This is a genomic window from Schaalia sp. 19OD2882 (assembly GCF_018986735.1).
Classification (GTDB): Bacteria; Actinomycetota; Actinomycetes; order Actinomycetales; family Actinomycetaceae; genus Pauljensenia.
Genome location: NZ_CP065521.1, coordinates 390,718 through 404,854, shown reverse-complemented (window position 1 = coordinate 404,854; position 14,137 = coordinate 390,718). Strand labels below are relative to the sequence as shown.

Below are 14,137 nucleotides of genomic sequence, written 5' to 3'. Positions count from 1 at the left end.
CCACCTGTACGGTGTGGTCATGGCGAAGGGGAAGCCCGTTCATCGGTGCCGCGAATGCGGGTGGAGTTCACCCAAGTGGGTGGGCCAGTGCCGCGAATGCCGCGCGTGGGACACATTGGACGAGGTCGTGCCGGACGCGAACTCGCTGCTGGTGCCGGCGCCTCGCACCCCGTCCTCGCCCGCCCTGCCCATCGCCCGGGTCAGGGCCGACCGGGCTCGCGTGCGCCGCACGGGCGAGGGCGAGGTCGACCGGGTCCTCGGAGGCGGAGTCGTCCAGGGGGCGGTGATCCTGCTGGCGGGTGAGCCGGGTGTCGGCAAGTCCACGCTGCTGTTGGAAGTCGCCTCCCGCATGGCCGGTCGGGCGCGTATGGAGGATCTGGGCCCCGTGCTGTACGTGACGGGGGAGGAATCGTGCGCCCAGGTGCGCCTGCGCGCCGAGAGGATCAGCGCCATGGACCCGGCCCTGCTGCTCTCCGACGATGCGGATCTGGCGACGATCCTCGGTCAAGTGGAGACCACCGGACCCAGCCTGCTGGTGGTCGACTCGGTCCAGACGATCCATGCGACCCAGGCCGAGGGCACCCCGGGTGGCCCCACGCAGGTGCGGGCGGTCGCACAGGCACTCATCCGCCTCGCCAAGACCCGCGATGTGCCGGTGCTGCTGGTCGGACACGTGACCAAGGACGGCGGGATCGCCGGGCCGCGCGTCCTGGAGCACTTGGTGGACGTGGTCTGTCAATTCGAGGGCGACCGGCACTCCAGCCTGCGCATGCTGCGCTCGGTGAAGAACCGCTACGGTCCCACTGACGAGGTCGGTTGTTTCGAGATGAAGGAGACCGGCCTGGTGGGTCTGCCCGATCCGTCAGGGCTGTTCCTGTCCAGTCGCGAGATGCCCCGTCCGGGATCGTGCGCCACGGTGAGTCTGGAGGGTCGCCGCCCCATCCCCACCGAGATCCAGGCGCTGGTCACCGACGCTCCGGGGGGTTCTCCGCGCCGGGCCACCTCGGGTGTCGACAGCTCGCGAATGGCGATGGTCCTGGCCGTCCTGCAGGCGAGCACCCGGATTCCCTCACACCAGATGGACGCCTACGTGTCCACGGTGGGTGGCGCGCGCACGAATGAGCCTGCAGCGGACTTGGCAATGGCCATCGCCTTGTACTCCTCGTGGACGCAGCAAAGTGTGGACGCCAACACCGTCGCCATCGGAGAAGTCGGCCTGACCGGCGAGGTCCGATCGTGCACGGGGGTGGAGCAGCGCTTGCGCGAGGCGGCTCGTCTGGGTTTCCGCCACGCCCTGGTGCCCGTGGGGTCCTTCAAGGACCTCAGACCCGTCAAGGGGATCACACCGGTTCCCGTGCCGGACCTGCTCACGGCGTTCGAGGTGGCCCTGGCGTAGACTCCGAGTGTCTGCTGCCCCACGCATCGAGAGGTTGGACAGATGTCGTCGGACACCGCCATGCTGCGCGCCGCCCTCCAGGCCGTTGCCCCCGGGACGGCGCTGCGTGAGGGCCTTGAACGCATCCAGCGTTCCCACACGGGCGCCCTCATCGTCCTGGGGTACGGACCCGAGGTCGAGGCCGTCTGTTCGGGCGGCTTCGACTTGGACGTGGAATTCACGGCTTCTCGTCTGAGGGAATTGTGCAAGATGGACGGGGCGGTGGTCCTGGACATCGAGAACTGGCGCATCCGCAAGGCCAATGTGCAATTGTTGCCCGACCCGGACATTCCCACGGACGAGTCCGGCATGCGGCACCGCACCGCCCAGCGCACGGCCCGCCAGTTGCGTGTGCCCGTCTTGTCGCTGTCGGCCTCGATGCGGATGATCTCGATCTATGCGGGCACCCACCACCACCTGGTGGAAGAGCCCGAAGCCCTGCTCTCGCGCGCCAACTTGGCAGTGGACACCCTGGACCGCTACTGCCAGCGTCTGGACGAGGTCCTGCAGACCCTGACCGTCCTGGAGATGCGCGATGCGGCAACCGTGCGCGACGTGGCCACCGTCATGCAACGCATGGAGATGATCCGGCGCATCAACACCGAGATCAACGGGTACTTGGAGGAGCTCGGTTCGGGCGGACGCCTTCTGGCCCTGCAGGTCGATGACCTGGTGCGTGGTTCTGCTTCCGAACGCGCACTTGTTCTTCGCGACTACGTGCGTGAGCCCGCCGGCCTGGCTTCGGTGGAGGCGCAGCTTTCCGAGATGGCGGCGGAGAAGATCGTGGACCTGTCGGCGATCGCGAATGTCCTGGGCCTGGGCGTCTTCGACGTGGCCGACCTGGACCGCACGATCCTGCCGCGTGGGGTTCGGGCCCTGTCCTTGGTGCCACGCCTTCCGTGGAGTGTCATCAAGGAGATCTCCGAGCACTGGACGACCTTGGCAGAGCTTCGCGATGCCAGCCCCGAAGACCTGCAGGCCATCGAAGGCATCGGCCCGTACCGCGCCAAGCTCATCCAGGAGTCCCTTGAGCACCAGTACGCGATGGCGTCCTCCGGCATCGTCGGTTGGTGAGCCCGGACGACGGCTTCAAACGCTGCCCCCGGCAGACCTCCCGGGGGCATTCGTGCCCGGGCACGGCCTTCACTTGATGTCGAAGACGACGGGATCGCCTGCCACCTGCGTCTCGCCCACGTGCACCAGTGCCGAGTAGGTGCCGGGCCCCGCCACGTCCTGCCCGTCGGCGCCGTCGGCATCGACCGGCGTGCATCCGTCATGGCGGCGCCCGTCCCAGCGCATTGTCCCGGTCCAGGCGCTCCCGGGGCGCAACAGCAGCGGTGTGGCGCTCTGGTCGCGGTCCTGGCAGGCACGCGAGTCGAAGTAGGTGTCCTGCCCGGATGTGATCTGCAGGCTGTATGCCCCGAAGAGCAGGTGACATGCGGACTTGCCGACGTTTTCCAGGGTGACGGTCAAGTCCTGGCCGGCTCCCACGTTGACGCTGGGGGCACCGACGGTCTTCACGTGCAGGTCCTGCGGTGTGCACTCCGGCACGGTGGTCACGCCATTGGCGCCCACCCACCCGTCCTTGGTGAGATGCGTGCCTGCGCCGGAGGGTTCGAAGTCGGCGTTGCTGTGGTCCTGCCACGCCTGGACACCGAGGTTGACCAGTGCCCAGAGCCCCCACATGACGAGGGCCACGACCACGACCAGTCCGGTGCCGGTGACAATGCGTCTGGGCCAGAGGTTGACCGGGGCGGCGCGGCGCTGGCGCCGCTCGGAGGAGGCGCCTTTCCTGGGGCGACCGGTGGGGCGGGGCGAGGACGGCATGCATCCGACGCTACCGGGCGGAGCCGGTGAGGGCGCGTTGACTCGCGGGAGCAGCATGTGGCGCTCACTGCACGGCGGCGAGGGCGGGGCGGCACCTGCCGAAGGTGTGCGTCGGCTTCCTCGACCTGTCAGGCGGGTGAGGTGCTTGCGTCGTCGAAGAGGCCTCGCTCGTCATCGGAGTCGGGATCGCTGGTGTCCACGATGCACCAACGCTCGACGATCACCGCGCACACGCCCCAGCCGAGGGCGGACACAGCGGCAAGCCCCGCCCACAGTGCCGCGTGGACAAGCATCTGCGCCTGCATGCGCGTGAGGCACACGGCGGCCAGACCACCCAATGCGCCTGTCATGAGGGACCCGACCCATGCGCTGGCCCGGGCCAGCGCAGCGACTCGGGCCGCCCCGAGAGGCCGCATCCACGTCTCCTTGTGGGCGCGCAGTCGTTTGACGTGCAGGCCCAGCCACACGAGTACCAGGGCGAACATGACGAAGAGCACCGACATGAACGGGGTCGGCGGCGTCGGAGTCCCTCCGGAGGAGAGCACCACTGCGGTGGCCAAGCCGCTGGTGGCTCCCGTGACCACGGCGATCACGACCAGCAGCACTGGTGCCACGGGTTTCACGGCAAGTCCTCACCTCGGCGTGCCAGGGCGATCTGGCCGGTCACGGTCGGGCGCACAGTGATCTTGCGGTGGACGGAGGTCCCGGTGACCTCTTCCTGGACGATTCCGCGGCGTCCGTCATGCGACATCTCCGGGGTCAGTACCGAGCGTCGGACCGGGGTCGTGGCACTGGCGCGCGTGACGAGGACCGGTGTGGCCACCGAGCGCCTCACGGTGGTCCCCCGGGCGGGCCCGCTCACGCGGGCATTCGCCGAAGCGTCCATGACCTGCGAAGACACAGAAGCACTGTCGTAGTCGGACGGGTTGTCGGTCGAGATGACCGTCACCGACTCCGCATCGACCACTGTCAGCTCGACGCGATCGTCGTGGATGTCCTCGTCGACGATCCGCACAGCGCCCACGGGGAAACTCCATGCGGGCAGGTCCTCGACGCTCTCCTTGCGCGGGCCCGCCTGGGCCTGGCCAGTGCCTGTGGACTCGTCCCAGTTCAGCGCCGAGTACCACTCGGGACGCGCATCGGGCTCGGGCTCGGTGTTGCGAGCCGCACGCAGGGCGATCTCGGACTCGTCCAGCGGGACCCACTTTGGGCGCTGGGCGCCACGGGCCAGACGCGGGTTCTCGGAGCGCTTGCGCAGTCGCGGGGTGACGGACATGACCGAGCTGGCCTGCGCCGCCTGCACGACGACGGGCTCCGGAGGTGCCGGGGCAGGAGGCTCCGCAGCGGGCGCCGTCATCGGTGCGGGCGGCGGGGGCGGAGGCGGCGCGAACTGTTCTCCCGTGTCCACCCGGTCGACCGGCACGGTCGGGACGAGGGCGTCACCGGCGTCCTCCCACGGGATCTGCGCCGCGGGTCCGAGGTCCGGCCAAGGTACCTCGGCCTCGTCGAATGAGGGGGCCACCTGGTCGGGGGAAGGCGTGGGCCGACCGCCATCGAGTCCGGACTCGACCACGCGGGGCAGGGTGTCGATGGACTCCTCGGAGGGCGCGTCCCCCACGTGGGCGGGCGCTGCGCCCACACCCGCCTGGGCGACGGGCTCCACGCCCTCGCCGCCCGGGGCCCCGCCCTCGTCATCGCCGGACCAACGGGCCCAGACCTGACGCCAGACGACCTCTTCCTCAGGAGTCAAAGGCTCCGGCTCACGCTGGGCGGGGTCGGGCAACTGGGTGACCCGCACGACCGGCTCGGCCCCACGGCGCGACGAGGACGGGTCGGAGGCGCCGCGGGCCGCCTCGCCTGCAGGTTCGGAGTCGGGCAGGGAGCGGACCTCGACGTCCAGGGCCTTCGCGGAGTCCACGGAGGTCAGGTGGGCGTCCGAGTCCGCGATGACGGCGCCGGGATCCTCCAGCCAGTCCTGGACGGCGTCGAGGATTCCAGTCAGGTCCGGGGCCTCGGGCAGCAGGTCCGCGACCAGACCGTGTCCGTCCAGACGCGCATCGGGATCGGCCAGCAGCCAGGGCGCCAGGACGAAGGCGCGTTCGTGGGCCCGCGGGTGCGGCAGGGTGAGTTCAGGCGCGTCACTGCGCACGCCTTCGTACTGGATGATGTCGATGTCGAGGGTGCGGGCGCCCCATCGTTCGTGGCGCTCACGCCCGAATTCGTCCTCGAGGGCGCGCACCAGTTCGAGCAGCTCCTCGGGAGGAAGGCTCATGTGTGCAAGGACCACGGCATTCCAGTGGTCCTCCTGCACGTCCTGGCCAGGGGCCAGGACGGCCTTGGTGCGCAGCAGCGGCGAGACCTCGTCCACGCGCACCCCGGGCACACCCACCAGCACTTCGATGACGTCACGCAAGGTCGTCGGCACGTCGCCGACGTTGCCGCCCAGTGCCAGGACCACGGCCTTGTGTTCGCCCTGCGTGACACTGGCCCGGGCGCGTTCGGCGCGGGCGGCCGAACGCGTGCCGGGCGCCGCATGGGAGCCGCGTGAGCGCGCCGAGCGTGAGCGCCGAGCCGACGGTGACGACCCGGGCCCGGCCGCCTCGGCGACGACGGGCATCTCGATCGTTCGCGTGAACTCCGCAGGCAGCGGAACGTCGGGGACATCGGCCAGGACCCGTCCGGTCTCGACGCCCTCGGCCATGGGCCCCGTCAGGGTCACCTCCTGCTGGAGGTCCAGCAGTGAGCGTGCAACCGCAAGCACCTGCGGCGCCTGGGAGCCGGTGATCGTCACGGTCCGGCCGTCGATCTGCTGGGTGACGCGCAGGGCCTCGGGCACCTCATGGGTGACCACCTGCTGGGCCGCCTCGCCGCGGGTGACACTGACCGACACGTCGCGGAAGGACTCGCCGATGGGCGCCTCCGGCTTGTGGACGGTGACCTGGACGCCGCGAACCCGGGGGTCCAACTGGATCCGGCGGGCGATGCGTGTGGCCAGGGTTTCGATGAGTCGCACCGGCCTGCCGCGCACGACCTCGGCGGCAATGGCCGCCGCATCCGCGTAGGAGACGGTGTCGGTGACCTGGTCGCTGTCTTCGGCGGCGCTGAAGTCGACCCACATGCGCACATCGACGCGGAAAGGTTGGGGCGCCGCGCGTTCGGAGTCAAGGACTCCGTGCACCCCGTCAATGCACAGTCCGTCCAAGGTGATGACATCGAGGAGTTCACCCATGGCCCTGCCTCCTTCCCCCCTGTCCCACGAGTCTGGCACTGGGAGCCACCTCGTGCACACGAACGGCCCACACTCCCTTGTGAGAAACCTCCTCCGTGACGGCGTGAGTGGCCGCGTCACGGTCCTCAAGAGGCGAGTCAGCGAGGAATCTCTTGCGAGAAGCACCCACCAGGACGGGGTGGCCCAATGTGTCGAGTTCCTCGATCCGGTGGACCAGAGCCCAGCACTGGTCGTTGGTCAACGAGAAGCCGAGCCCCGGGTCCACGACGATGCGCCGCGCGTCCACGCCGGCCTGCAGGGCCGCATCCACTTGGGCGCGCAGGCGGGAGATGACGGTGGCGACGACATCGGGCCCGTGGTCGAAGTGCTCCTGGGGCGTGCCCGGCAGGGCGTCGTAGCGCTGGATGACGTAGGCGCAGTCGGTGGCGGCCACGGTCGCATTCATGTCGGGGTCCCAGCATCCGCCGGACACGTCATTGACGATCGCCGCGCCCGCGTCGGCGGCGCGGCGAGCGGTCCGGGCGTGCAGGGTGTCCACGGACACGACGATCCCGGCCTCGACCAGGGCGGCAATGACTGTGCCGATCCGCTGCCACTCGGCCTCGGCATCGATGCGGTGGGATCCGGGGCGGGTCGATTCTCCGCCCACATCCACCATGTCCGCCCCGTCCTCGACCATGGTGAGGGCGTGCTCGAGCGCCACGGCCGGGTCCGTCCAACGCCCCCCGTCGGAGAAGGAGTCGGGAGTGACGTTGAGGATGCCCATGACCAAGGTGCGTCCCGACGGCAAGGACACCCCCGCCGGCATCAGCGCTCCGCCGAAGTGCGAGGGCGTCATCGCGGACCCCCGAGGACCAGGGACATCGTCTCGGCTCGGGTCCTCCCGTCACGCATGATGCCGCGCAGCGCGGAGGTCACCGTGGAGGAGCCGGGTTTGCGGATGCCCCGCATGGACATGCACATGTGCTCGGCCTCGATGACGACGATGACTCCTTGAGGCGAAAGGACCTCGTCGAGGGCGTCTGCGATCTGGGCGGTCAGGCGCTCTTGCACTTGGGGGCGGCGCGCATAGCCTTCGACCAGGCGCGCCAGCTTCGACAGGCCCGTCACGCGGCCACCGCGCGGAATGTAGCCGACGTGGGCGCGCCCGACAAAGGGCAGCAGGTGGTGCTCGCACACGGAGTGGAAGTGGATGTCACGCACGAGGACCAGTTCGTCGGTGCCGGCCTCGAAGACGGTGCGCAGGTGCTCACGCGGGTCCTGCCCCAAGCCCGCGAGCAACTCCTTCCACGCGCGTCCCATGCGTTCGGGGGTTTCCTTGAGCCCCTCACGGTCGGGGTCCTCCCCCACCGCCTCGAGCAGGGCGCGCACGGCGGCCACGACGCCGTCCTCGTCGTACATCAGAGCTCCTGGTCCGCCTGGGTCGGCTCCCCGTCTGCGGCGGCCCCGGGCGTCCCCGCATCCGACGAGGCCCGCAGGTGGGCCAGGTCCTCGGACGAACCCACCACCGGCCGGCCGAAGACGGCACCGGGCACGGCCGCCTCGTCGAGGTAGTTCCACACGGGCCGGTCCGGCTGTTTGCGCACGCCCTCGAAGATTGCGGCCAAGGCGGCCTCGTCCAGGGTCTCCTCCTCCAGGAGACGCTGAGCCAGGGTGTCCAGGACGTCGCGGTTGCGGCTGAGGATCTCCCAGGCCTCGCGGGTCGCGGCGTCCAGGAAGGCACGGACCTCCTCGTCGATGACGGCCGCAATGGCGTCGGAGTAGGTGCGACCCGGCCCGCGTCCCATGTCACGACCGATGAAGGGGTCGGTGTCGGCTTGGCCGAGCTTCACATTGCCGACCCGTTCGGACATGCCGTAGTCGGTGACCATGGCGCGCGCGGATTCGGTGGCCTTCTGGATGTCGTTCGACGCGCCGGTGGAAGGGTCACGGAAGACGATCTCCTCCGCGACCCTGCCGCCCATGGCGTACACGAGGTTGTCGAGCAGTTGGTTGCGGGTCTTGGAGTAGCGGTCCTCGGTGGGCATGACCATCGTGTAGCCCAGAGCGCGGCCTCGCGGAAGGATCGTCACCTTGGTGACCGGGTCGGTGTGGTTCAGGGCCGCAGCGCACAGGGCGTGACCGGCCTCGTGGTAGGCGGTGACGGCCTTGTCGTGGTCGTTCATGACGCGGGTGCGCTTCTGGGGGCCTGCGACCACCCGGTCGATGGCCTCGTCGATGGCGCGGTCGTCGATGAGATCCGCATTCGAACGGGCCGTGAGCAGGGCGGCTTCGTTGAGGACATTGGCCAGGTCGGCGCCGGTGAAGCCGGGGGTGCGCTTGGCGACCTGGCGCAGGTCGACCTCAGGGGTCATGGGTTTGCCTGCCGCATGCACCTTGAGGATGGCTTCACGGCCCTTCAGGTCGGGGGCCTCCACGGCGATCTGACGGTCGAAGCGCCCCGGGCGCAGCAGCGCCGGGTCAAGGATGTCGGGGCGGTTCGTCGCGGCGATGAGGATGACATTGGCGCGGTCGTCGAAGCCGTCCATCTCGACCAGCAGCTGGTTGAGGGTCTGTTCGCGTTCGTCGTTGCCGCCGCCGATGCCGCTGCCGCGGTGACGACCCACGGCGTCGATCTCGTCGACGAAGATGATGGCCGGGGACGACTTCTTCGCCTTGGCGAAGAGGTCACGCACACGCGAGGCACCCACACCCACGTACATTTCGAGGAATTCCGAGCCGGAGATCGAGAAGAAGGGGACGTGGGCCTCTCCGGCGACAGCCTTGGCCAGCAGGGTCTTGCCGGTTCCGGGAGGACCGTAGAGCAGGACCCCTCGGGGGATCTTGGCGCCCACGCGGTGGAACTTCTCCGGGGAGGCCAGGAATTCGCGGATCTCCTCGAGTTCCTCCACGGCCTCGTCCTCGCCGGCGACGTCGTCGAAGGTGACCTCCGGGTTCTCCTGGTTGAACTCCTTGGCCTTGGACTGGCCGAATCCACCCATCATGCGTGAACCGGACATGCTCGACATGATCCACCAGAAGGCGGCCAGCAGGATGACGATGGGCAGCAGCATCTGCAGCAGGGTCGCCAGCACGCTGGTCTGCGGGTACAGGGCGTTCCAGCCGCGCTTGGGGTCGAGTTTGCCGACCGTGTCCAGGATGTCCTTGGTCTGGGCGTGGGAGTAGGTGAAGGCGATGTCCTTGCCGAGGTTGCGGTCCTGGTCGCCCTGGCCGGTGGACTTGTGCATCCAGTCCTTCGTCAGGGTGAGGTTGACCTGCTGGGTGCCTTCATTGACGACGACCCGCTCGACGGAGTCGCCCTTGAGGATCTCCAGGCCTTCGGAGGTGTCGACCACGCGGGGTTGGAAGAGCTGCCACAGGAACCATCCGCCGATGAGCAGCACCGACAGGGGCACGGCCACCCATGCCCAGTTGATCCTTCTTGTCTTCGTGTTCTCCGCCACGGACTTCCCTTCGTTGTGCGTACCAGGACCTGCGTGCCTTCCGGGCGTCGTCAGCCTCCGTAGACGTGAGGTGCCAGCGTACCGACGAAGGGCAGGTGGCGGTAGTTCTCGGCGTAGTCCAGTCCGTAGCCGACGACGAATTCATTGGGGATCTCGAAACCGACGTAGGCCACGTCCACGTCGACCTTGGCGGCCTCGGGTTTGCGGAGCAAGGTCGCGATGCGCACGGATGCGGCTCCACGCGACTCCAGGTTCTTGCGCAGCCACGACAGGGTCAGACCCGAGTCGATGATGTCTTCGACGATGAGGACATGGCGTCCGTGGATGTCGGTGTCGAGGTCCTTGATGATGCGCACCACGCCCGAGGACTTCGTGCCCGACCCGTAGGAGGACACGGCCATCCAGTCCATGGTCAGGGGCGTGTGGATCTTGCGCGACAGATCCGCCATGACCATGACGGCTCCACGCAGGACACCGACCACCAGAATCTCCTTGCCGACGTAGTCCCTGTCGATCTCGTGTGCCATCTCCGTGAGTCGTCGGTCGATCTCGTCCTCGTCCACGAGGATGTTCTTGAGGTCCTCACCCATGTCAGTGGCGTCCACCGTGTGCCCTTCTCCCACGTCCACACGTCCCCTGGTCGAGGACGCGACGCCCTCAAGGGTGCCACACCTCGCCGTCCTCCCGCACCGCCGGTCACCTCGGTCGGGGTGCACGCGCGACAAGGACGGCGGCCCCTGTCGCATCCCGTTCGCGCCTGAGTTCCACGCCCGGAAGCTGCAATGGCCCCTGACCGCTCCACCGGGTGACGAGGTCGCAGGCACGGGCCAGGTGGGTGGAGGCGAGATCCCCCGCACGGGCGCCGTTGGCGAGGAGGTGGTCGCGCAGGACCCGCGTGAGGAGGGCATCGGGTGCCCCAATCAGCTCCTCCAGTACCAGGACCTGCGGATTCTGCCCGGTGGCGGCCCTCCTGAGGTCCGCTGCGCGGGCATCGAGGGCGTCGTCGTCACGTGCGAGGAGGCGCGCCGTTCGCGCCAGGGCGGGAACGGGGTCGACTCCGAGGGCCTCGGCCAGGGCGGGCAGGACCTTCTCGCGCACGGCCGCGCGTCTGAGGGGCGAGCCGTCGGCGGCGCGCCAAGGGCCGTCGGCGGCGTTCGTCGGGTCCTCCACCCACGGTAGGGAAAGTGTCACCAAGACCTCACGGAGGTCTGCGCGTCGCAGGTCGAGCAGTGGACGCAGCCACACCGTCCCGTCCTCGTCCACCACGCACGGGGACATTGCCCGAAGGGATCGGGCCCCGGATCCCCTGGCCAGGCGCAGCAGGACCGTTTCGGCCTGGTCATCGGCCGTGTGGCCAAGGAGGATAGGGACGGCGACCGCGGGCCCCGCGCCGCCCCGGCCGCAGTCGGGGTGGCCCGAGCCGGCCCTGCCGATCTGCCGCGCCCGCTCCGACAGTGCCCGCCGCCGAGCCGCACGCGCCGCCCCTTCGGGCCCGCCCTCACGCCCCGGCCTCACCCGCACGCCGTCCGCCTGCGCCCCCAGGTGCCGCGCCCACTCGATGACGAGGGCGGCCTCCTCGGCCGATCCGTCGCGCAGGGCGTGGTCGACCGTCAGACAGTGGACCCTCATGCCCAGGCGTGCTCCCACGTCAATTGCGGCCAGGGCGAGGGCCATGGAGTCGGCTCCGCCGGACAGGCCGACGAGGAGGTCCCGGGCACCGTCACTGCGGAAGGGAAGGAGGGCGCGGCGCACTGCCAGGTCCAGGCGCGACAGGACGCCCGACGGGTTGGCTCCGACGAGGTCACATGCGCGTGGGCGGCGCTCGCCCTCGTCACCGGGCACGGCGCGCCCAAGCGGCGTGGTCGCCGTACTCCGCGACGCTCGGCAGGGCCTCGGGACGCGAGAAGAGGGCTGCCACTTCCCCACCGGCCACGACCTCATGCGCGAAGGAACCCACATCGGCCACGGCGGCGGGCACGTCCGCCCCTCCCCTGGTCAGGGCACGAACCAGGGCCACATGCGCCGGGTCCACACGGAAGGACTCGTGCGAGCGGATCCACCGCAGGGACGGCATGTCCGCCGTGGTCAGTGAATCCATCGACGCACGCGCCACAGCGTCGGACAGGAGAAGGAAACGGGCAAGTTCCTCACCCGAGTCCGGCAGGGTGCGCAACAGGTGCGTGAGGTGGTCATGAAGGTGAGGGGCCAGGAGGTGGTGGAGGGCACCCAAGGACGTGCGCAGGCACACCCAGCGGCACCAGTCCTTCTCATCCAGGGCCAGACGCCGCACCTCGTCGAGGACATTGGGCGCCACCAGCACACGCGTCCCGCGTTCCTCGTCCCAGATCCCGGTCAGGCGGGTGACCACGTCACGTCCGAGCATCGCCGCACCGACCAAGGCACTGGCCCGCAGCTCCAGGCCGGAGCGGTGCCCCATGGCGCCGACCGCGTGGACGGCAACCTTCCACGCACCCTTGCGATCCAGGATCTCCACCGGAGTCCGACGCACCAAAGACACCACCTCGGTCGCAAGGTCCGGGGGAAGGACGCACACCTCGGCCAGACGCGAATCGGACCAGCGCACGGCCTTGCGCAGTCGGGCGACGACGGCCGCTGCGCGCGTCACAGGCACCCGCGGGCCGGCGGAGATCGCAGCACCGGCAACACGTGCGATGAGCTCGCGAGAGGAGGAAACCGACATGTCCTCAGTCTAGAGGCGCCCTCCTCGGCCGGAGTGGCCGCCGGCGTCCACGCGCGGTGGCCACCGAGGTCGCGGCCCCGGTCGTCACAGAGCCGCCAGGGCCGCCACGAAGTTGTCCAGGTGCGGGCGGGTCAGCGCCGCCGCGTCGTCAGGCACCCCGTCATTTCCCACGGCGAAGACCAAAGTGCGCCCGCTCGAGGTGGTCACCACGCCCGCCAGGGAGGAGACGGCGGCCAAGGACCCGGTCTTGGCCTGCACATTGCCCGCAGTGCTGGCGCCCTCCAGGCGGTTGTGCATCGTGCCCTGCAGGCCCGCCCACGGCAGCGACCTGGCCAGGTCCGCAAGCGCCGGCCTGTCGGAGGCCAGTGAGGCGCGAATGGCACCTGTGAGCACCGAACCGGGGATCTTGTCATTGGTGGACAGGCCAGAGCAGTCCTCCAACGTCATTCCCTCGACCGAGACTCCCCCGGCCGTCAGGTCCTTGAGCACCAGGGCCGTGGCACCGGCGTAGGTGGGCTCGGCGCCGGCCGCATGTGCAGCCAGCCTGCAGTACTGGTCGGCCATCGTGTTGTCCGACTCCTGCAGGAAGTAGCGGATCTGCTGGGCGAGTGTGGCCGAGTCGACCCGCGCGAGTTCGGTGGCGGAGGCCGGCGCCGCAGCCGCGCCCGCCATCTCGACCTCGACCCCCGCCGAACGCAGGTGGGCGGCAAGGATCTCGGCGACGGAGAGCTCCGGGTCGGGGACGAAGTTCATGCTGTCGCCGTTGACTCGCCCGGAGTCCACGGCCATGGCGCCCACATGGCCTTCGTAGTTGGCGACCTCCTGGCCCGCCCAGGCCCCCAGGTGCGACTCGCCTGCGAAAAGATCCGTGGCCGGATGCAGGACCACGCGCGTCACACCCTTGTCCTTCAGGGCCGTCGCAGTCAGGTTGGCAAGGTCGCCGACACCGGCGTGGCCATTGGTGGTCGCCGGATTGCCCGCGCCCTCACCGAGCAACAGGTCCCCCTGCCCCCACAGGTACAGGTCGGTGCCCTGCAGGGAGGTGCCGGTCGACAGGCGGGCGGAGGGGTCCAGGTGTGCCAGGGCCGTGAAGGCGGACAGGACCTTGGTGATGGAGGCCGGCGTGTGGGCCTGCGAGCCACCCGAGTCCAGCAGGACGTCTCCCGTGGAGGCGTCCACGACATGGGCCCACGTGCGCCACTTGCCGTCGGCGGCCGCCGCCTGGGCGGCACCCCAAGCGGCTTCGACCGCCGAGGCCGACACGGGCGCACCCTCCGACTGGGCGGGGTCTGCGACGGGCTGTCCGGACTGGGCACTCAAGGTGGGAGGATCTGCGGGACGAACGGCCCCGGCTGCAGTGACGACGCCGGGCGCGAGGTCGCGCCCGTCGAGCACCACGTAGCCCGCTGCAGCCAGTGCCAGCACAGATGCGCCTAGAATCGCTGCAACAGTCCCGCGTCGCATGAGGGCCTCCCGAGGTCGTCGTCCTCGTCAACCCTAGT

General features: G+C 69.6%; 12 protein-coding genes. 2 read left to right on the top strand and 10 right to left on the bottom strand.

The annotated features are described in order from the left end of the window. Window positions 1-19: 19 nt before the first annotated feature. Together radA and disA are read left to right on the top strand one after the other, a co-directional pair. Window positions 20-1,396: a DNA repair protein RadA gene (gene radA, locus I6B53_RS01695; RefSeq protein WP_216764565.1), complete on the top strand. Its 1,377-nt coding sequence runs from the start codon at window positions 20-22 to the stop codon at window positions 1,394-1,396. Window positions 1,397-1,438: 42 nt separating this feature from the next. Then, the gene (disA, locus tag I6B53_RS01690; protein WP_216764564.1) at window positions 1,439-2,509 is read left to right on the top strand and encodes a DNA integrity scanning diadenylate cyclase DisA; all 1,071 of its coding nucleotides are present in this window, start codon (window positions 1,439-1,441) and stop codon (window positions 2,507-2,509) included. 69 nt (window positions 2,510-2,578) lie between these two features. On the opposite strand, the gene I6B53_RS01685 is transcribed toward disA, so the two are convergent. The 10 genes from I6B53_RS01685 to dacB form a co-directional block, all read right to left on the bottom strand. Then, window positions 2,579-3,262, bottom strand: coding sequence for a hypothetical protein (locus tag I6B53_RS01685; RefSeq protein WP_216764563.1), 684 nt, complete (start codon window positions 3,260-3,262; stop codon window positions 2,579-2,581). A 128-nt stretch (window positions 3,263-3,390) separates the two neighbouring features. Beyond that, window positions 3,391-3,885, bottom strand: a complete 495-nt coding sequence (locus I6B53_RS01680; RefSeq protein ID WP_216764562.1) for a DUF3180 domain-containing protein — start codon at window positions 3,883-3,885, stop codon at window positions 3,391-3,393. Next, complete coding sequence (gene folK / locus I6B53_RS01675) at window positions 3,882-6,491, bottom strand: 2-amino-4-hydroxy-6-hydroxymethyldihydropteridine diphosphokinase (RefSeq protein ID WP_216764561.1); 2,610 nt, start codon at window positions 6,489-6,491, stop codon at window positions 3,882-3,884. Before folK ends, I6B53_RS01680 begins: the two co-directional genes overlap by 4 nt. Continuing rightward, window positions 6,484-7,329 carry a dihydropteroate synthase gene (gene folP, locus I6B53_RS01670; RefSeq protein WP_253953922.1) on the bottom strand — a complete coding sequence of 282 codons (846 nt, stop codon included), beginning with the start codon at window positions 7,327-7,329 and terminating at the stop codon, window positions 6,484-6,486. Before folP ends, folK begins: the two co-directional genes overlap by 8 nt. Further along, entirely contained in the window at window positions 7,326-7,895 is a 570-nt protein-coding gene (gene folE, locus I6B53_RS01665; RefSeq protein WP_216765279.1) for a GTP cyclohydrolase I FolE, read from the bottom strand. Before folE ends, folP begins: the two co-directional genes overlap by 4 nt. Further along, the gene (gene ftsH, locus I6B53_RS01660) at window positions 7,892-9,934 is read right to left on the bottom strand and encodes an ATP-dependent zinc metalloprotease FtsH (protein ID WP_216764560.1); all 2,043 of its coding nucleotides are present in this window, start codon (window positions 9,932-9,934) and stop codon (window positions 7,892-7,894) included. Before ftsH ends, folE begins: the two co-directional genes overlap by 4 nt. 50 nt (window positions 9,935-9,984) lie before the next feature. After that, the gene (gene hpt, locus I6B53_RS01655) at window positions 9,985-10,539 is read right to left on the bottom strand and encodes a hypoxanthine phosphoribosyltransferase (protein ID WP_216764559.1); all 555 of its coding nucleotides are present in this window, start codon (window positions 10,537-10,539) and stop codon (window positions 9,985-9,987) included. A 91-nt stretch (window positions 10,540-10,630) separates the two neighbouring features. Beyond that, window positions 10,631-11,776 carry a tRNA lysidine(34) synthetase TilS gene (gene tilS, locus I6B53_RS01650; protein ID WP_216764558.1) on the bottom strand — a complete coding sequence of 382 codons (1,146 nt, stop codon included), beginning with the start codon at window positions 11,774-11,776 and terminating at the stop codon, window positions 10,631-10,633. After that, a complete protein-coding gene (locus tag I6B53_RS01645) occupies window positions 11,766-12,635 on the bottom strand; it encodes a zinc-dependent metalloprotease (protein ID WP_216764557.1) in 870 nt (289 codons plus the stop codon). Before I6B53_RS01645 ends, tilS begins: the two co-directional genes overlap by 11 nt. Window positions 12,636-12,719: 84 nt before the next feature. Further along, on the bottom strand, window positions 12,720-14,099 hold the full coding sequence (gene dacB, locus I6B53_RS01640; RefSeq protein WP_216764556.1) for a D-alanyl-D-alanine carboxypeptidase/D-alanyl-D-alanine-endopeptidase: 1,380 nt from the start codon (window positions 14,097-14,099) through the stop codon (window positions 12,720-12,722). Between the last annotated feature and the right edge of the window lie 38 nt (window positions 14,100-14,137).

Coding starts and splice junctions, on each gene's coding strand:
- disA (WP_216764564.1), top strand. CDS start 1,439: ATGTCGTCGGACACCGCCATGCTGCGCGCCGCCCTCCAGGCCGTTGCC.
- folP (WP_253953922.1), bottom strand. CDS start 7,329: ATGACGCCCTCGCACTTCGGCGGAGCGCTGATGCCGGCGGGGGTGTCC.
- dacB (WP_216764556.1), bottom strand. CDS start 14,099: ATGCGACGCGGGACTGTTGCAGCGATTCTAGGCGCATCTGTGCTGGCA.
- I6B53_RS01645 (WP_216764557.1), bottom strand. CDS start 12,635: ATGTCGGTTTCCTCCTCTCGCGAGCTCATCGCACGTGTTGCCGGTGCT.
- I6B53_RS01685 (WP_216764563.1), bottom strand. CDS start 3,262: ATGCCGTCCTCGCCCCGCCCCACCGGTCGCCCCAGGAAAGGCGCCTCC.
- folK (WP_216764561.1), bottom strand. CDS start 6,491: ATGGGTGAACTCCTCGATGTCATCACCTTGGACGGACTGTGCATTGAC.
- radA (WP_216764565.1), top strand. CDS start 20: ATGGCGAAGGGGAAGCCCGTTCATCGGTGCCGCGAATGCGGGTGGAGT.